This window comes from Corallococcus silvisoli, assembly GCF_009909145.1.
Taxonomy (GTDB): domain Bacteria; phylum Myxococcota; class Myxococcia; order Myxococcales; family Myxococcaceae; genus Corallococcus; species Corallococcus silvisoli.
The window spans coordinates 357,881-376,104 of sequence record NZ_JAAAPJ010000008.1; the positions used below are offsets into that span (position 1 = coordinate 357,881).

Here is an 18,224-nt window from a genome sequence, read left to right on the forward strand (position 1 = left end):
TCGCCACGGGCGGCATGGCGCAGATCTACCTCGCGCGCCGGCCGGGTTCGGATGCTCCGGACAAGCTGCTGGTGCTCAAGCGCATCCTCCCGCACCTGTCGGAGAACGACGAGTTCGTCCGGATGTTCCTGGACGAGGCGCGGATCGCGGCCCGGCTCGCGCACCCCAACGTGGTGCAGATCTACGACCTGGGGGCGGAGGGGGACACGTTCTTCATCGCCATGGAGTACATCCATGGCGTGGACGCGCGCCGGCTCTGGAAGCGCTCGGAGACGGCGGGCCGTCCGCTGCCGGTGCCGTTGGTGTGCCGCATCCTGTTGGAGGCATGCGCGGGGCTGGACTACGCGCACAAGAAGCCGGACGCGACGGGGCGCCCGCTGGACATCGTGCACCGGGACGTGTCGCCGCAGAACATCCTGGTGACGTTCGACGGTGGCGTGAAGGTGGTGGACTTCGGCATCGCGAAGGCGGCGGACCAGGCCACCGTGACGCGCTCCGGGGTGCTCAAGGGCAAGTATTCGTACATGTCGCCGGAGCAGGCCGCCGGGCAGCGCGTGGACCGGCGCTCGGACGTGTTCGCGCTGGGCGTGGTGCTGCATGAGCTGCTGACGGGGGGGCGCCTGTTCAAGCGCCCCAGCGACATGCTGACGTTGTCGGCGGTGGCGGAGTGCCATGTGCCGGTGCCGTCGCAGGTGGCGCCCCGGGTCCCGGTGGAGCTGGATACCATCGTGCTCAAGGCGCTCGCGAAGGAGCCGGACGCGCGCTACCAGCACGCGCAGGACCTGCAGCTGGCCTTGGAAGGGTGGCTGGCCTCGCAGCCGCAGCCGTGCGGGACGACGGCGGACCTGGCCGGCTTCATGAAGGAGCTGTTCGCGGACCGCCTGTCGGAGGAGGCGCGGTCGGGCGAGGTGCAGGTGACGGACGAGGAGGCCGGCGTGTCTCCGCGCTCGGAGCCGCCGCCTGCGCCGCGCCGGTCCGTGATGCGGCCCGCGGGGATGGTGGGGCGCACGGAGCACGAGCCCACCACGACGCTGCGCCCGAACCGGGCGAACCGGCCGAGTGGGAAGGTGGAGTCGCGCCGCGAGGAGCTGGATGCGGAGCCGCGCTCGGAGGTCCGGGCGGCAGAGACGCGTCCGGAGGGGCGCAACGCGGAGGGCCGCCACGCCGAACCCCGTTCGGAGGGCCGCGGCGCCGATCCGCGTGGGGATGCCCGTGCGGAAGCGCGGTCCGAGAGCCGTGGTGCCGATCCGCGTGGGGATGCGCGCTCGGAGGGCCGCAGCGCCGATCCGCGTGCCGAGGGCCGGAACGCCGATCCGCGCTCGGAGGGGCGCAGCGCGGAGGCCCGCGCGGAAAGCCGCAACTCGGAAGGTCGCAGCGCGGAAGCCCGCGCCGAAAGCCGCAACGCGGAGGCCCGCGCCGAAAGCCGCAACGCGGAAGGGCGCTCGGAGGGGCGCAACGCGGAGGCCCGCGCGGACAGCCGCAACTCGGAGGCCCGTGCGGAAAGCCGCAACGCGGAAGGGCGCTCGGAGGGGCGCAACGCGGAGGGCCGTGCCGAAAGCCGCAACGCGGATGCGCGCGGAGACGGCCGGAACGCCGATGCGCGCTCGGAGGGACGCAACGCGGAGGGGCGCATGGAAGGCCGCTCCGCCGATCTCCGCGCCGATGCGCGCTCCGAGGGGCGCGCGGAGCCCCGTTCCGAGATCCGCAACGTGGACGGCCGCCCCGAGCCCCGTTCCGAGATCCGCAACGTGGACGGCCGCCCCGAGCCCCGTGCGACAACGGGGGCCCGGCGTGCCGTGGAGTCGCCGCCGTCGCGGGGCACCCGGCCCGTGCGCCTGGAGGAGCCGTCCATCCCGACGGTGACGGCGGAAGAGGGCCCCACGCTCGCGATGATGGATCCGCTGGGCAAGCTGACCGGCGGCTTCCAGGTGGAAGAGGACGCGCCCACGCTCGCGATGATGGACCCGCTGGGCAAGCTGTCCGGTGGCTTCCAGGTGGAGGAGGACGGGCCCACGCTGGATCAGCGCCTGCTCGCGGCACAGGCCTCGGAGGATGAGGACGACGCGACCCTGGACATGCGCTCCGTCTCCCACGCGGACGTGGATGAAGGCCCCACGCAGGACATGCGCGCCGTGCCGCGCTCGGAGGTGCCCGGCTCCCGCGTGGGCCCGGCGACGGCCTCCGGAGAGCACCGTCACTCCCGGCTCCCTCTGCCCGCGCCGCATCCGACGGTCGAGGAGATGACCGCGTCCACCGTGCCGCGCCCGGTGTCCCGCGTGTCCAATCCGAACGCCTGGGCGCCACCGGCCCGCACCGGCACTGTCACCGAACATGCGGCCGTGGCGCCGCCGAAGCGCCGCGGGTTCATCTGGGCCGGAGTGGCGCTGTTCGTGCTCCTCGCGGTGGGCGGATTCCTCTGGAGCCTGGAGATGGGCGCGGGCGGCGTGCGCGTGGCATCCGAGCCCAGCGGCGCGCGCGTGGTGTTCGAGGATCGCGTGCTCCCGGAGCGAACGCCGTTGACGCTCCCGACGGTGAAGCCCGGGCGGTACTGGCTCGTGCTGGTGAAGGACGGCTACCGCGAACTGCGCACGCAGATCGTCATCCCGCCGAACGGGCAGCTCGACGTGGGGCCGCTGAAGCTCGTGCCCACGGCACCAGGTGGACGGCCCGCCACGGAGCCGCCGGCACCGGCGCCGGCGCCCGCGGGTGGCCCCTCGGGCGTGGCGGCCCCCCATGCACCGGAAGTCGCGCCGGTGGAGACGAAGCCGCCCCCGGCCGCGCCGCGCGCCGAGGCACCCGCCCAGGTCGTCCAGGCGCCTCCGGGCGCCGTGGCCACCCCGGTGGTGCCAACGGCGGAGGTGCGTGAGGCTCCCCGGGCGGCGGAGCGCGCCGCGTCGGTGAGCTTCGTGGTGACGCCGTGGGCGGAGGTGACCTGCAACGGGCGCAAGCTGGGGGAGACGCCCTTCCAGCCCGTCGAGCTGCGCGTCGGCACCTATGACTGCAAGTTCACCAACCCCGAACTGAAGCGCACCCTCAGCCGCCGCATCGAGGTGCGCCCCATCGACCTCAACGTGGTGACGGTCAAGTTCGAGTAGGCGTGGCCCCTTGGACCCTTCCGTGACGCTCGAGGCTGGAACCCACGTCGGCAAGTACCTCGTGCGCCGCAAGCTCGCCGAAGGGGGCATGGCGGAGATCTTCCTGTGCACCGCGCGCGGGCCCGAGGGCTTCGAGAAGGAAGTCGTCATCAAGCGCGTGAGGGCGTTCCTCGCGAGCGACCCGGACTTCGTGCAGATGTTCATCGCCGAGGCGCGGCTGGCCTCGCGGCTCAACCACGCCAACGTGGTGCAGATCTTCGACTTCGACAAGCACGAGGACACCTACTACCTGGCGATGGAGTACGTGCGGGGCTGCTCGTTGTGGGAGCTGCGCAAGCGGGCCCGGGAGTCGATGACGCCGATGCCGCCCGTGCTGGTGGCGCACATCGGCGCGGAGGTCGCGCGCGGCCTGCACTACGCCCACCGCCTGCGGGTGAATGGCGAGCTGCTGAACCTGGTGCACCGGGACGTCACGCCCCACAACGTGCTCGTGTCGTACGACGGCGCGGTGAAGCTCACCGACTTCGGCATCGCGAAGGCGGGCAACAAGCTGACCAACCCCGGCGTGCTCAAGGGCAAGTTCGCGTACATGTCCCCCGAGCAGGCCCGGGGCGAGAGCGTGGACGTGCGGACCGACGTGTTCGCGCTGGGCGTGGTGCTGTGGGAGTTGCTCACCGGCGGACGGCTGTTCCAGGGGGATTCGGAGATCGCCGTCCTGCGCGCGGTGCAGGAGAGCACCATCGTGCCGCCCGCGCGCCTCAACCCGGACGTGCCGCCGGACCTGGATGAGGTCATCCGCCGCGCGCTGGAGCGCGACCTGTCGAAGCGCTTCCAGACGGCCGGGGAGCTGGAGCGCGCGCTGGCTCAGTGCGTGCTCAACCACGCCCGCTCCGTGGACGAAACGGACGTGGGCGCGTTCGTGCGCAGGCTCTTCCCGGTGGCCGCCAGCCAGCAGGCGTTGCCCGCGCTCGCGGAGCGCACGGCCCTGGAGGATGGCGCGCTCCCGGTGCCCGGAGCTGGTTCCGAGCCACCGCCCCGCGAGCCCACGGCGGTGATGCCGTCGCGCGAGCATGCCTCGGGGGCGAAGGGGCGCGCCTCGCAGGATGAGGACCTTCACGGGACGACGCTGGTTCTGTCCCGCGACGAGCGCGCCAGCGACTCCGCGGACGGCCGCCCCCCGCAGCCCACGCTGCTGATGCCGGTGCGAGCCCTGGAGCGGGGCGCGCGCGAACCGCTCGGGCGCACCGAGTCGCGCGAAGGGGCGAGGACGGGCGCGCCGCTCGTCGAGGACGGCGAGTCCTCCTCCAGTCAGGCCCACCCCTCCGGGGGCGCGGACGACAGCGCCGCCGGGCTCCAGGCCAGGTCCAGCGGTGCCTCCTCCGTGAGTCAGTCCGGGGCCCGGAGCAGGTCCGGCGGCGTCTCCGTGAACGGGGCCGTGGTTGGCGGCAACACCTCCGCGCGAAGCGGCGCGGCCTCCGGTGACGACACCGCCGGCGCGCACGACGACCGGGAGATCGAGACCGTCTCCGCCACCGAGCCCGGCCCCCCCGCGGCGTCGAACCGCAAGCGCGCCTTGTGGACCGGCGCCGCCGTGCTGGGCCTCGCGGGCCTCGCCAGCGTCCTCGCCGTGGCCCGGTACTCGTCCGGAGCCGAAGCCCTGGGGCAGGGGAGCACCCCGTCGGCCGCGGTCTCCGCGCCGGTCACGCCCCCCACCGCCGCGACGACGGAGAAGCCCGCGGCTCCTCCGGAGGCGACCCCCTCCGCGCGCGAGCCGGCCGGGGAGGCCATCGACGCGGAGCTCGACGGGCAGCGGAGGGAAGCCGCCCTGGCCACGCCCCCTTCGGGTGGTCAGCCCGCGCCCGCCCCAAGTCCCACGGGCGACACCGCCGTCCCTCCGCCCGCGGAAGCGGCGAAGGCCATGGGCTCGCTCCAGGTGAAGGCCAACCCCTACGCCACGGTCTACCTGGGCGCGAAGCGGCTCGGAGACGTGCAGGGCCGCGCGACCTACAAGGTCCCGGCCGGGACCTACACCCTGACCTTCCAGCACCCGTCCGGCGCGAAGACGTTCACCGTCGTCGTGCCCGCCAACGGCACCGCGACCCAGGAGTTCCGCGCGCCTCGCGGCCGCTGAACCTCCGCCGTCCCTCTTCCTTCACCGCCCGCTGACCCGCCGACCCGAACGTCGGACGGGTGACGTCCGTCCGCTCGTCGTTCTTGACGAATGACGCGCGAATCTGGCACCTATGGCAGCCATTCAGTAGCCTCTATTCAATGGAATCGATGGACCTGCTTGCGCCCGAGGAACTCGAGCGCATCGAGCGTGAAAACGCGGGGGGACTGCCCGCGAACGCGATCCTGGAAATCTTCCGGCCCCGGGGCGTGAGGCTCTCGGAGGCGACGTTCCGGAAGTACGTCCAGGCGGGGCTCCTGCCGCGCAGCCGCCGCGTGGGCCGCAAGGGCAAGCACCAGGGCAGCCTGGGCCTCTACCCGGTGGAAGCGGTCCGGCGCATCAATGTCATCAAGAAGATGATGGCTGAAGGACACACCCTGGAGGACATCCGCCGCTCCTTTGTCTTCCACCGCAACCACATCGACCAGCTCCAGAGGGACCTGGCGGAGGTGCTGGACGGGTTCCAGGAGGAGCTGGGAGGGCGGCCCCTGGGAGGAGAACGCAGGAGGTCACTCGAAGCCCAGTTGGCAACGCTCAGGCAACGGGCGCAGGATCTGGTCCGGGATGTCGCCCGGTTGGGCAGCGCCGTCACGGCGCGCGAAGACGAAACGCTCCGGCCGCAATAGGATGCCCCCCAGGGTCCTGTTGAACCGGATAGACTCCACGCATCTGGAGGAATCATGTCGGAAGTGAAGCAGCTGCAGGAGGGCGAGGGGGGGAATGAGGAGGAGCAGCCCGCGGAACGCCGGCGCTCCAAGACCATGTCGCGCAAGGAGATGGCGCGCGACCTGCGCCGGCGCAGGCTCGCCGGTCAGCTGGACCCCGAAGAGGCGGAGACCCTCAAGCTCGTGGACGAGCAGCGGCCGCGCACCCGCGCCGACTGCATCAACGGCCCGCGCCCGTGTCTCTTCGTGTCCTGCAAGCACAACCTGTACCTGGATGTGAACCCGGAGACGGGCTCCATCAAGCTCAACTTCCCGGACAAGGAAATCACCGAGCTGGAGCACACCTGCGCCCTGGACGTGGCGGAGAAGGGCGGCATCACGCTGGAGGAGGTGGGGGAGATCATGAACCTCACCCGCGAGCGCATCCGTCAGGTGGAGACCCGCGGTCTGATGAAGCTGCGCGAGGCCACGGAGGCCGAGCCGCCCGTGTCCGCTCGCAAGCCCTGAGTGCAGGGCACTGTTTCGCGCCGGGCCTGGGGTGACGTGTTGCGTTGACACCCCAGGGGGTGGTTGCTAGGACCCGCGCCACCCCCCACCCATCCCGAGGCGCAAACGTGCTGGCTCTCCTGAGCGTTTCCGACAAGCGCGGTCTGGTCCCCTTTGCCCAGGGCCTTGTCCGGCTGGGCTACCGACTGCTCTCCACCGGCGGCACCCTGGAGGCCCTGAAGGCCGCCAGCATCCCCGCCACCCAGGTGTCCGAGCACACGCAGAGCCCCGAAATCCTCGGCGGCCGCGTGAAGACGCTCCACCCCCGCATCCACGGCGGCATCCTCGGCCGGCCCGACCTGGCGAGTGACCGGGCGGAGATGGCCGCGAACCACATCGAGCCCATCTCGCTGGTGGTGGTGAACCTCTACCCCTTCCGCAAGACGGTGGCGTCCGGCACGGGGGAGGAGGACGTCATCGAGAACATCGACATCGGCGGGCCGGCGATGGTCCGCGCGTCCGCGAAGAACTTCAAGCACGTGGCCGTGGTGGTGGATCCGGACGACTACCCGGCGGTGCTGGCGGAGATCGAAGGCCAGAAGGCCGTGGGCGAGGCCACGCGGCGCCGGTTGATGCGCAAGGCGTTCGCGCACACGGCGGCCTACGACGCGTCCATCTCCGGGTGGCTGTCCGGCGAGGCCCAGGAGCCCTTCCCGGAGGAGCTGTCGCTGGCGTTCCAGAAGGTGCAGGGGCTGCGCTACGGGGAGAACCCGCACCAGCGCGGCGCCTTCTACCGCGAGTTCCAGACGCCGAACGAGCCGTCGGTGGCGTTCGCGAAGGTGCTCCAGGGCAAGGAGCTCTCGTACAACAACATCCTGGACCTGGACGCGGCCCTGGGGCTGGTCCTGGAGTTCCCGGAGAAGCCCTGCGCGGTGGTCATCAAGCACAACACCCCGTGCGGCGTGGCGGTGGACGACGTGCTGGAGAAGGCCTACCGCACCGCCCGCGCGGTGGATGAGGTCAGCGCCTTCGGCGGCATCGTCGCCTTCAACCGGGAGGTGGACGAGGCCGTGGCCAAGGCCATGGCGGAGACGTTCCTGGAGGCGGTCATCGCGCCGTCGTACTCGGCCGCGGCGCTCCAGGTGCTGGCGGGCAAGAAGAACCTGCGCCTGCTGGAGGCGGGCCCGGCGCTGGCGTCCGCGACCGCCCGGCCGCGTGCGCAGGTGGATGCCCGGAGCGTGTCCGGCGGCCTGCTGCTGATGGACCGCGACGCGGTGGAGCCGCCCCTGGAGTGGAAGGTGGTGTCCAAGCGCGCCCCCACCCCGGAGGAGGAGCGGGCGCTGCGCTTCGCCTGGAAGGTGTGCAAGCACGTGAAGAGCAACGCCATCGTGTTCGCGGCGCCGGCCCAGCTGCTGGCTCAGGGCGGCGGCCAGACGAACCGGGTGGACTCCGTGCGCATCGCCATGACGCGTGGTGGCGAAGCCCTCAAGGGCAGCGCCGTGGCCTCGGACGCCTTCTTCCCCTTCCGGGACGGGCTGGACGAGGCAGCCCGGGCGGGGGCGACGGCGGTCATCCAGCCGGGCGGTTCTGTCCGGGACGCGGAGGTGATCGCCGCGGCGGACGAACATGGGATGGCCATGGTGGTGACGGGAGTGCGACACTTCCGGCACTAACTTCATGCGCATCGTCTGCCAGAAATGCGCGGCGGCCTACGCGATCGACGACCGGTTGATCACGACCAAGGGCGTCCGCGCGCAGTGTCCCCGCTGCCGTCACCTCCAGCTCGTGAAGCGGGAGGCGTCCGCCGCGTCCGTGACGGCCCCCGCTGAAGGGGCCGCGCCCGCCGTCGCCGCCGAGCCGAAGAGTGCTCCCTCCGCGCCGGCGGCTCCCCCTGTGGCGCGCGAGCCCCGGAGCAATCCGGCGGCGCCGCGTGCCGCTCCCGCCGCGGCGAGGCCCCCACCTGCCGCCCCGGCGAAGGCCGCCCCGGCGTCGGACCTCTTCGGAGACTTCGGGGAGATGCCGGAGCTGGGGCCCCCCGGGAGCGTGGATCCATTCGCGGACCTGGGACCTCCCGCGTCCCGCGCGCCCGCGCCCGCAAGTCCTCAAGGGGACCCGTTCGCGGACCTCGGCCCGCCGCTCGCGGAGGCTCCGAAGGCCGCGTCGTTGGCGAAGCCCGGTCCGCCGGTCGCCGCCGCGCCTCCCCGCGCCGCGCCTCCCGCGGACGCGCTGCTCGACTTCCTCGGGCCACCGCCCGGGGGCCTGGAGCCGGACGGCGCACCTTCGCCGGCGCCGGCCCGGGCCTCCTCCGCGCCCCCCTCCGGGGCCGTGTCGCTGGGCCGCATGTCCGTCCGCGCTTCCGCGCAGGCCGCCGCGAAGGCGGAGGCGCACGCGAACTGCCGTTCGTGCGGCAAGGTGCTGACGGATCCCTTCGATCAAGCCATCGGCAGCTGTGACGACTGCAAGCAGCGCGAGACAGGCTCCTCCCGGGATGCCTCGGCGTCGGTGGTGGTGGCTCCCGAGGTGACGGCTCCGCCCTCCAGGGGCGACCTGGAGCTGCCGATGATGAGCGGCCTGGACCCCTCCGCGGAGTCGTCCGGCGAGCCCCGCACCGAGGGGGCCACGGCGCTGTCGCCCGACCCGTCGCGCGTGAGCCAGGTGAAGCCCGCGCGCACCTCGCACCTGACGGCGGCGCCCGTGCGCAGCGCCCAGCGCGATGTCGCGGGGGGCGGCGGACGCCGGCCGGCGCTCATCGGGCTGCTCGTCCTGGCGCTCCTCGGGGGCGGCGGCGCGGCGGGCTACTTCCTCGTCTACAAGCCTGGGCAGGAGCGGGCGGTCCGGGAGGCCCGGCCGACGCCTCCGTCCGCGGTGCCTCCGGAAGTGCTGGCCGCGGTGGGCCGGTGGAAGCTCCAGTTCCTGGAGCTGGAGGGCACCAGCGCGGCCCACCTCGCCGCGGGCCAGAAGCAGCTCGCGATGGATCAGCGCGTCGCGTATTCGGAGGCGGAGGAGTCGTTCCAGCAGGCGCTGCTGTTGGACCCGCGCAGCGCGGACGCCATCTCCGGCTATGTGCAGGCGCTGGCGCTGGGCCGCGGTCCGGGCATGGACGACAACTCGTTCCAGGAGGCGCGCGAGCTCGTCAAGGCCGCGGAGGACATGGCCGGGCGGACGCCCGGACTGCTCGTCGCGCACGCGAACCTGCTCCTGGCGCGCTCGCGTCAGGCCGGCAGCCTGGAGGAGGCGGCCCGGCTGGCGACGGCGGTGCTGGCTCAACCGAAGGCCAGTGACACGCAGAAGGCGGAGGCGCACCTGGTGCTGGGCCGCGCGCGGGTGTCCACGTCGCGCGAGCTGGCGAACCAGGAGTTCGACGACGCGCGCAAGCTGGCGCCGGGCCTCAAGCGCGTGGACTACTACAGCGCGCTCGCCCACGAGCAGGCCGGCCAGTACGGGCTGGCGCTGAAGCAGCTGTCGCGCCGGCTGGAACTGGATCCGCAGGACTGGGACAGCCTGGAGGCCTCCGCGCGCATCTACGTGGAGGTCGGGGAGACGGGCCTCGCGCGCAAGCTGTACGAGGACCGGCTGAAGACGAAGGCGGGCGACATGCGCGCCCTGCTGTCGCTGGCGGTGCTTCGCTACCAGGCGGAGGGCAACGCTCGCGAGGCGGTGCGCGCCCTGAAGGACCTGGCGAAGAACGCGTCCCGCTATGGGCCTCGGGACGCGTCGGAGATCTGGAGCCACCTGGCGGCGGCGGAGCGCACCGCGGGCAATGACGCGGGCGCGGTGAAGGCCGCGACGGAGGCCCTGAAGGTGGTGCCGGTGTTGCCGGAGGCCCACCTGCAGTGGTTCATGGTGGCGCTGTCGCAGAAGGACGCGGCCGCGGCGCGTGAGCACCTGAAGGGCTTCCAGGGCCGGCTGGACGACGCCGCGCTGGAGACCGTGCTGGAGGGCCGCGTGCTGCTGCTGGAGGGCGACACGGCCGGGGCCCAGGAGCGCTTCCAGAAGGCGGTGCGGCAGGACGACCGCCGCATGGACGCGCGGCTTTTGGAAGGCGTGGCGGCGGCGGTCGCGAAGAAGCGCGACGAGTCCTTCCGCCTGTTCTATCCGGTGCTGGAGGCGCGGGAGTGGGATCCGCTGCGGCTCGCGCCCAGGCCCGCGCTGACGCGCTTCTGGCTGCGGCCCGGCGACACGCTGACGGGCGTGGAGAACGGGGTGAAGGCCTTGAGCGAGCGTGCCGAGGACGTGCAGCCGCTGCTGTACGAGGCCCTGGTCCGCTTCCACCAGGGGGACCGGCAGAACGCGGAGCGCCTGCTGCACACCGTGGTGGATGCGAACGCGAACAGCGGTGGCGCGCAGGCCTACCGCGCGCTCATCGCGCTGGACGCGAAGTCGCCGCAGGCCCGGGGCTTCGCGGAGCGGGCGGTCGGCGTCGAGCGGGGCCTGCCGGTGGCCCGCCTGTCGCTGGGGCTCGCGCAGGCGGCCTCCGGGGACGTGGAGGTGGCCAAGCGGACGTTGCAGTCCGCGCTGGATGTGGCGCCGAAGATGCTGTCCGCGCAGACGAAGCTGGCGGAGCTCCAGGTGGCCACGCAGCCGAAGGAAGCGCGCGCGGTGCTGGAGAAGGTGGTGGGGTTGGACCCCTCCTACTTCCCGGCCAAGAAGCTGCTCTACAAGCTGGACGAGCGAGGTTGACGTGAAGGTCTTGTTGCTGGGGGCGGGCGGCCGTGAGCACGCGCTCGCGTGGAAGCTGGCCCAGAGTCCCCGTCTCTCGCGGCTCCTCTGTGGCCCGGGCAACCCGGGCACGGCGCGGTGGGGCACCAACGTGCCCCTCCAGGCGGACTCGCCGGAGGCGGTGGTGTCGCTGGCGCGCCGCGAGGGCGTGGACCTGGTGGTGGTGGGGCCGGAGGCGCCGCTCGTCGCGGGCGTGGCGGACGCGCTGGCGCAGGTGGACATCCCGTGCTTCGGCCCCGTCGCGGCGGCCGCGCGCATCGAAGGGTCCAAGGCCTTCGCCAAGGAGATCATGGCGGAGGCGGGCGTGCCCACGGCGGCCTTCCGCGTCTTCACCGACGCGGCCCAGGCGGAGGCGTACGCCGTCGAACAGGGCCGCATCGTGGTGAAGGCGGACGGGCTGGCGGCGGGCAAGGGCGTCATCGTCGCGCCGGACGCGGACGCCGCGCGCGAAGCGGTGCGCGCCGTGGCGGCGATGGGGCAGGCGGGCCAGCGGATGGTGCTGGAGGAGCTGCTCGAGGGCGAGGAGGTGTCGCTCATGGCCCTGTGCGACGGCGAGCGCTACGTGCTGCTGCCGCTGTCTCAGGACCACAAGCGGGTGGGCGAGGGCGACACGGGCCCCAACACCGGCGGCATGGGCGCGTACTGCCCGGCGCCGTTCCTCACGCCGACGGAGCTGGCGAAGGTGGGCGAGCAGGTCATCGCGCCGACGCTCGCGGTGCTGGCCCGGCGAGGCACGCCGCTGCGCGGGGTGCTGTACGCGGGGCTGATGCTCACGGCGTCGGGCCCGAAGGTGCTGGAGTTCAACGCGCGCTTCGGGGACCCGGAGACGCAGGTCCTGATGATGCAGGTGGAAGAGGACCTGCTGCCGCTCCTGGACGCGTGCGCGAAGGGGACCCTGGAGCCCCGGACGCTGACGCTGCATCCGGGCGCCTCGGTGGGCGTGGTGCTGGCGGCGGAGGGCTATCCGGACGCGCCGAAGAAGGGCCAGCGCATTGAGGGCCTGGACGCGGTGCCGTCGAACGCGCCGGTGTTCCTGGCGGGCGTGGCGAAGCAGGACGGCGCGCTGGTGACGGCCGGGGGCCGGGTGCTGACGGTGTGCGCGCGCGGCGCGGACCTGTCGACGGCGCGTGAGCGGGCCCTGGCGGCGGCGGAGACCGTGCGCTTCGAGGGCAAGCACTTCCGCCGGGACATCGGGGCGCGGGGGCTGCGGACGCGGCCGTGAAGCTGCTGGCGCGCTACCTGCTCAAGGAACTGCTCGTCCCCCTGTGCGTCTGGGTGGCGTTCATGTTCCTGCTGCTGTTCGTGATGCAGTTCCTGCGCGGCACGGACGTGCTGTTGGGCTCGGCGGTGACGCTGAGCGACCTGGGCCGGCTCATCGCCTACCTGGCGCCGCACTTCCTGGTGATGGCGCTGCCCATCGCGTTCCTGCTGGCCATCCTGCTGGGACTGGGGCGGCTGGGGGAGGACCGGGAGCTCACGTCGTTGCAGGCGCTGGGCATCAGCCCCCTCCAGCTGCTGGCGGCGCCCCTGGGCGTGGGGCTCGCGCTGAGCGCGTTCATGGTGCTGCTCACGTCCACGGTGGAGCCGTGGGGCCTCACGGGCGTGAAGGACCTGGTGGGCGAGGTCATCCAGAAGAACGTCGCGGGCGACGTGAAGTCCGGCGTCTTCTACGAGGACCTGAGCGACCTCACGCTGTACGCGCAGAAGGTGGCGCCCAAGGACGGCGGGTGGACGAACGTGCTGCTGCACGACGACCGCGACCCCAGCTCGCCGCTGCTGGTGCTGGCGCACAAGGGCCGCGTGGGCACGTCGGACCGGGGCGAGGCGCTGCGGATCGAGCTGATGGAGGGGGAGGTGCACCGCGCCAACCGCTCCTCGGTGGACGCGAGCGTGGTGGCCTTCGAGAAGGCGGAGATCAACGTGGGGCTGGGGGGCTCGCTGTCGCGGCGCAACCGGTTCCGCTCGCCCAAGGAGGAGCTGACGCCGGTGGAGCTGCTGGCCGCGGCGAAGGACGCGGAGGAGCGGCGGGAGGATCCGCTCCCGTTCCTGATGGCGCTGCACAGCCGGCTGGGCAACGCGGTGGCGCCGGTGGCGTTCGCGCTCCTGGCCACGCCGCTGGCGATTGGCCGGAGGCAGGCGGGCCGGGCGTGGGGCTACCTGCTGACGCTGGGCGGCTACGTCCTCTACTACCTCCTGAGCCGCGCCTTCGAGCAGATGGGGCAGCGCGGGCAGCTTCCGGTGCTGGTCGCCGGGCAGCTCGCGAACGTGCTCTTCATGGCGGTGGGCGCGTTCGCGCTGTACCGCGTGACGCGCTCGGGGACGCTGCGATGAGGCGGACCCTCTTCGGCTACGTGGTGCGCGCGTATGTCCGCTACACGCTGGGCATCCTCGCGGGCGTGGTGGCGGTGTTCCTGGTGGTGGACTTCGTCGACCGCGCGAAGGCCTACGGGGGCGAGGGCTGGGTGCTCGATGTGCTCAAGCTCTATGGCTACAAGGCCCTGGTGACGGTGCAGCAGCTGGGGCCGGCGGCGCTGCTCTTGGCGGCGGGCACCACGGTGTCGGCGCTGCGCAAGAAGGGCGAGGTGACGGCGCTCCGGGCGCTCACCTTCGGCCCGGCGGCGCTCTACCTGCCGGTGGGGTTGTGCGCGCTGGTGGGGTGCGTGGGGCTCGTGGCGTTCGACGAGACGGTCGCCGCGCGGGCGGGCCGGCGCGTGGATGAAATCACCACGCAGCGCTTCAACCGGTGGAGCGACTGGCGCCTCTATTACACGCCGAAGCAGTGGTTCCGGCGGGGCGACTCCATCTTCTTCCTCCGGGGGGGCGACGCGCAGGAGGGCTTCGAGAACGTCTCCATCTTCACGCTGACGCCGGAGTTCAAGCTGCGGCGGCGGGTGGACGCGGGGCGCATGCGCGCGCTGGAGGGGACGCGCTGGGAGCTCACGGACGTGGTGGAGCGCACGTTCGCGGAGGACGGCGGCACGGCGGTGAAGCAGCAGCCCGCCGCGGAGTACGAGCTGGGCGTGGGGGCGACGACCTTCCGCATCCGGCCGGGCCGCCCGGAGCAGATGCGCCTGGCGGAGCTGAGCGAGCAGATCGTCGCGCGCGCGGAGGTGGGGCTGGCGACGCGGGGCTTCCAGCTCGCGTGGCACAACCGCTTCGCGTATCCGCTGGCGGGGCTGCCCGCGGCGCTGCTGGCCGTGGGGCTGGCGCTGCGCACGAACCGGCGCGGACACCTGACGGCGGCGGTGGTGGAGGGGTTGCTCATCGCCGTGGCCATGTGGGGCCTGATGGTGGTGTCGCGCACGCTGGTGCTCACCGAGCGTCTGGCGCCCGCGGTGGCGGCCTGGATGCCCACGACGCTGCTGACCGTGGTGGCGGTGGCGCTGTGGCTGCGCCGCGAAGGGCTGCTGTACCTCCCACGTCGGAGCGCGACGCGGCCGGTGTGAGCCGCGCCTGGGACGTGGGCCCGGGGCGTCGTTCGGGGGCTCAGCCGCGAAGGAGCCGCCGCGTGTGGCGGGCCAACTGCGCCTCCTCGTCGCTGGGCAGCACCCGCACCGGGTGCGCGGACGCGTCGGAGCTGATGAGCTCCGCGTTCGCTTCGTTCCTTCGCGCATCCAGGGTGATGCCCAGGTGTCCCAGCATCCCGCAGACGCGCTGGCGCACCGGGGCGCTGTTCTCGCCGATGCCGCCCGTGAACACGAGCAGGTCCAGGCCCCCAAGCACCGCCGCGTAGGCACCCACCGTCTTCGTGATGCTTCGCGTGAAGACGTCCACCGCCAGCGCCGCCCCGGCGTGGCCCGCCGCCGCGTCGCGGGTGAGGGCCTGCATGTCGCTCGTGGCCTCCGACAGTCCCCGGAGCCCGGCGTCGTGGTTCACCAGCGCTTCGAGCGCATCCGCGTCCAACCCGCCCGTGCGCAGCAGGTACAGGAGCACGCCTGGATCCAGGTCGCCCGTGCGCGTGCCCATGGGAATTCCGCCCGTGGGCGTGAAGCCCATCGACGTGTCCACCGAACGTCCGTGTTCGAGCGCCGCGAGGCTCGCGCCGTTGCCCAGGTGGGCCACCACGGTGCGGGCTGGCACGGTGGGCTCGAGCCTCGCGACGATGGACTCGTAGGACAGCCCATGGAAGCCATACCGCTGGACGCCCTGGTCGCGAACGGCGCGGGGCAGGGGGAGCGTCGAGGCGACAGCGGGCAGGGTGACGTGGAAGGCCGTGTCGAAGCAGACGAACTGCGGCACCCCCGGGTAGCGCTGCTGAGTGGCCCGGATGAGCCTGAGCGCCGGAGGAATGTGGAGCGGCGCGAAGTGCGTCGCGTCCTCCAGCGCCTTCATCACCTCCGGCGTCAGGGCCTGATGCTCGCGGAGGTGGGGCCCGCCATGCACCACGCGGTGCCCGATGGCCTGGGGCCTCGCGCCGCCCAGCTCCTCCAGGTGCCGCACGGCCTCGCGGAAGGCGTCCTCCTGTGACGGATGCCGCACGTCCACCGCGCGCACCTGCTTCCCCGTGCCATCCTTCACGACGAGCTGGCCGTGCTCCGCGCCGATAGGCTTCGCGCTGCCCTTGAAGCGCACCGCCTCCTGGCGGCCCTGTTCGACGTAGAGGCCGAACTTCAGCGACGACGAGCCGCTGTTGATGACCAGCACCGCGCCGGCGTCGCTCATCGTGCCGTCCACTTCCAGTCGGCCACCTCGGGCATGTCCTCACCGTGCTCCGACACATGGAGCTTGTGCTGCTGGCGCACCTCCGAGAACCGCTGCTCCGCGGCGTCCAACCGGTGGCGCGCGGCGCGCGAGTGCCGGATGGCCACCAGCGCGAGGGTGAAGCGGTCCATGTCGTTGAGCACCGTCATGTCGAACGGGGTCGTCGTCGTGCCCTCTTCCTTGTAGCCGTGCACGTGGATGTTCTCGTGGTTGAGCCGGTTGTACGTGAGCTTGTGCACGAGCGTCGGGTAGCCATGGAACGCGAACACCACGGGCTTGTCCTTGGTGAACAGGCGATTGAAGTCCTCGTCGTTCAGCCCGTGCGGATGGACGCTCACCGGCGCGAGCTTGAACACATCCACGACGTTGACGACGCGCACCTTGAGCTCCGGGGCCCACGCGCGCAGCAGCGTCACCGCCGCCAGCGTCTCCAGGGTGGGCACGTCGCCCGCGCAGGCCATCACCACGTCCGGGTCGCCGTCCTCGTTGCCGGCCCAGTCCCACGCGCCGATGCCCTCCGAGCAGTGGCGCACGGCGTCCTCCATGCCCAGCCACACCGGGGCCGGCTGCTTCCCCGCGATGATGAGGTTCACGTAGTTCTTCGAACGCAGGCAGTGGTCCGCCACCGACAGGAGCGTGTTCGCATCCGGCGGCAGGTAGATGCGCACCGTGTCCGCCTTCTTGTTGGCCACGTGGTCGATGAAGCCCGGGTCCTGGTGGGAGAACCCGTTGTGGTCCTGCCGCCAGACGTGCGAGCTGAGCAGGTAGTTCAGCGACGCGATGGGCTTGCGCCAGGGCAGCTCCCGCGCGGATTTGATCCACTTGGCGTGCTGGTTGAACATCGAATCGATGATGTGGATGAACGCCTCGTAGCAGGAGAAGAAGCCGTGGCGTCCGGTGAGCAGGTAGCCCTCCAGCCAGCCCTGGCAGAGGTGCTCGCTCAGGACCTCCATCACGCGCCCGTCCACGGAGAGGTGTTCGTCCGTGGACTCCACCTTCGCGTCCCAGCGCTTGCCGCTGACCGCGTAGACATCCTGGAGCCGGTTGGAGGCGTTCTCGTCGGGCGCGAACATGCGGAAGTTGCGCGTGGCCAGGTTGTCGCGCATGACGTCCCGCAGGTAGCCGCCCAGCACCTTCGTGGCGCTGACGTGCTTGGAGCCGGGCGTGCCCGGGTCGACGGCGTAGTCGCGGAAGCCCGGCAGCGCGAGCGGCACCAGCAGCTGGCCGCCGTTGGCGTGGACGTTGACGCCCATGCGCAGCCGGCCCTTGGGCGCGATGTCCGCCAGCTCCTCGCGGAAGGTGCCGTGCGCGTCGAAGAGCTCGCGGGGGCGGTAGCTCAGCAGCCATGCTTCGAGGATCTTCAGGTGCTCGGGGTTGGAGCGCACGGACTCCAGCGGTACCTGATGGGCCCGCCACGTGCCCTCCACCGGCTTGCCATCCACCACCTTCGGGCCGGTCCACCCCTTGGGGGTCCGCAGCACGAGCATGGGCCAACGGGGGCGGGTGGGGTCCTTGTTCTCGCGGGCGTGGCGCTGGATGCGGCGGATCTCGGCGTAGAGGGTGTCGAGCACCTCCGCCATCCGCTGGTGCATCGTCTTCGGGTCGTCTCCCTCCAGGAAGTGGGGCCGGTAGCCGTAGCCGCGGAAGAGGGCTTCCAACTCGTCGGCGTCGATGCGGGCGAGCACCGTGGGGTTGGCGATCTTGTACCCGTTGAGATGCAGGATGGGCAGCACGGCGCCATCGGTGATGGGGTTGATGAACTTGTTGGAGTGCCAGCTCGCGGCGAGCGCGCCCGTCTCCGCCTCTCCGTCGCCGACGACGCAGGGGACGATGAGGTCCGGGTTGTCCAGCACGGCGCCGTACGCGTGGAGCAGGGAGTAGCCCAGCTCGCCGCCCTCGCTGATGGAGCCGGGGACCTCCGGCGCGTCGTGGCTGGGGACGCCGTAGGGCCAGGAGAACTGGCGGAACAGGCGCTTCATGCCGTCGCGGTTGCGTTCGATGTTGGGATACAGCTCCGTGTAGGAGCCTTCCAGGAACGTGTTGGCGATGATGCCGGGAGCGCCGTGGCCGGGGCCAATGAGATACATCATGTTGGCCCGGTGGTTCCGGATGATGCGGTTCAGGTGCACGTAGATGAAGTTGAGGCCCGGCGTGGTGCCGAAGTGCCCCAGGAGCCGTGGCTTGATGTCCTCCCGCGTGAGGGGCCGCTCCAGCAGCGGGTTGTCCTTGAGGTAGATCTGCCCGACGGACAGGTAGTTCGCCGCGCGCCAGTAGGCGTCGATCTTCTCCAGTTCCTCGTCACTCAGTGGACCGGCCATCTGTCATCTCCCCATGCGGACATCGCGCATCCCGGGGCACCAGACTCCAACCGCGCCGTGACGGGTGAAA

The 18,224-nt window shown here is 72.1% G+C and carries 11 protein-coding genes; 9 read left to right on the plus strand and 2 right to left on the minus strand.

Going from position 1 to position 18,224, the window contains the following annotated elements:
- Positions 1 to 14 precede the first annotated feature (14 nt).
- The 9 genes from GTY96_RS18015 (at position 15) to GTY96_RS18055 (ending at position 14,581) form a co-directional block, all read left to right on the plus strand.
- On the plus strand, positions 15 to 3,095 hold the full coding sequence (locus GTY96_RS18015; RefSeq protein ID WP_235685704.1) for a protein kinase domain-containing protein: 3,081 nt from the start codon (positions 15 to 17) through the stop codon (positions 3,093 to 3,095).
- A gap of 10 nt (positions 3,096 to 3,105) precedes the next feature.
- Positions 3,106 to 5,226 (plus strand): serine/threonine-protein kinase, encoded by a 2,121-nt coding sequence (locus tag GTY96_RS18020; RefSeq protein WP_235685682.1) that lies wholly within the window; start codon positions 3,106 to 3,108, stop codon positions 5,224 to 5,226.
- Between the two features lie 140 nt (positions 5,227 to 5,366).
- A complete protein-coding gene (locus tag GTY96_RS18025) occupies positions 5,367 to 5,891 on the plus strand; it encodes a MerR family transcriptional regulator (RefSeq protein ID WP_143902167.1) in 525 nt (174 codons plus the stop codon).
- Positions 5,892 to 5,945: 54 nt separating this feature from the next.
- The gene (locus tag GTY96_RS18030; protein ID WP_014397952.1) at positions 5,946 to 6,437 is read left to right on the plus strand and encodes a sigma factor-like helix-turn-helix DNA-binding protein; all 492 of its coding nucleotides are present in this window, start codon (positions 5,946 to 5,948) and stop codon (positions 6,435 to 6,437) included.
- A gap of 107 nt (positions 6,438 to 6,544) precedes the next feature.
- Positions 6,545 to 8,089: a bifunctional phosphoribosylaminoimidazolecarboxamide formyltransferase/IMP cyclohydrolase gene (gene purH, locus GTY96_RS18035; protein ID WP_161665347.1), complete on the plus strand. Its 1,545-nt coding sequence runs from the start codon at positions 6,545 to 6,547 to the stop codon at positions 8,087 to 8,089.
- A 4-nt stretch (positions 8,090 to 8,093) separates the two neighbouring features.
- Entirely contained in the window at positions 8,094 to 11,096 is a 3,003-nt protein-coding gene (locus tag GTY96_RS18040) for a zinc-ribbon domain-containing protein (RefSeq protein WP_161665348.1), read from the plus strand.
- 1 nt (position 11,097) lies between these two features.
- Complete coding sequence (gene purD / locus GTY96_RS18045; protein WP_161665349.1) at positions 11,098 to 12,357, plus strand: phosphoribosylamine--glycine ligase; 1,260 nt, start codon at positions 11,098 to 11,100, stop codon at positions 12,355 to 12,357.
- Positions 12,354 to 13,466 (plus strand): LptF/LptG family permease, encoded by a 1,113-nt coding sequence (locus GTY96_RS18050; RefSeq protein WP_161665350.1) that lies wholly within the window; start codon positions 12,354 to 12,356, stop codon positions 13,464 to 13,466. The genes purD and GTY96_RS18050 overlap by 4 nt, the downstream gene beginning before the upstream one ends.
- On the plus strand, positions 13,463 to 14,581 hold the full coding sequence (locus tag GTY96_RS18055; RefSeq protein ID WP_161665351.1) for an LptF/LptG family permease: 1,119 nt from the start codon (positions 13,463 to 13,465) through the stop codon (positions 14,579 to 14,581). Before GTY96_RS18050 ends, GTY96_RS18055 begins: the two co-directional genes overlap by 4 nt.
- A gap of 40 nt (positions 14,582 to 14,621) precedes the next feature.
- Here GTY96_RS18055 and GTY96_RS18060 read toward each other — a convergent pair whose 3' ends face one another.
- Together GTY96_RS18060 and GTY96_RS18065 are read right to left on the minus strand one after the other, a co-directional pair.
- Positions 14,622 to 15,797 (minus strand): acetate/propionate family kinase, encoded by a 1,176-nt coding sequence (locus GTY96_RS18060; protein WP_161665352.1) that lies wholly within the window; start codon positions 15,795 to 15,797, stop codon positions 14,622 to 14,624.
- Positions 15,794 to 18,154 carry a phosphoketolase family protein gene (locus tag GTY96_RS18065; protein WP_161665353.1) on the minus strand — a complete coding sequence of 787 codons (2,361 nt, stop codon included), beginning with the start codon at positions 18,152 to 18,154 and terminating at the stop codon, positions 15,794 to 15,796. Before GTY96_RS18065 ends, GTY96_RS18060 begins: the two co-directional genes overlap by 4 nt.
- Positions 18,155 to 18,224: the final 70 nt, after the last annotated feature.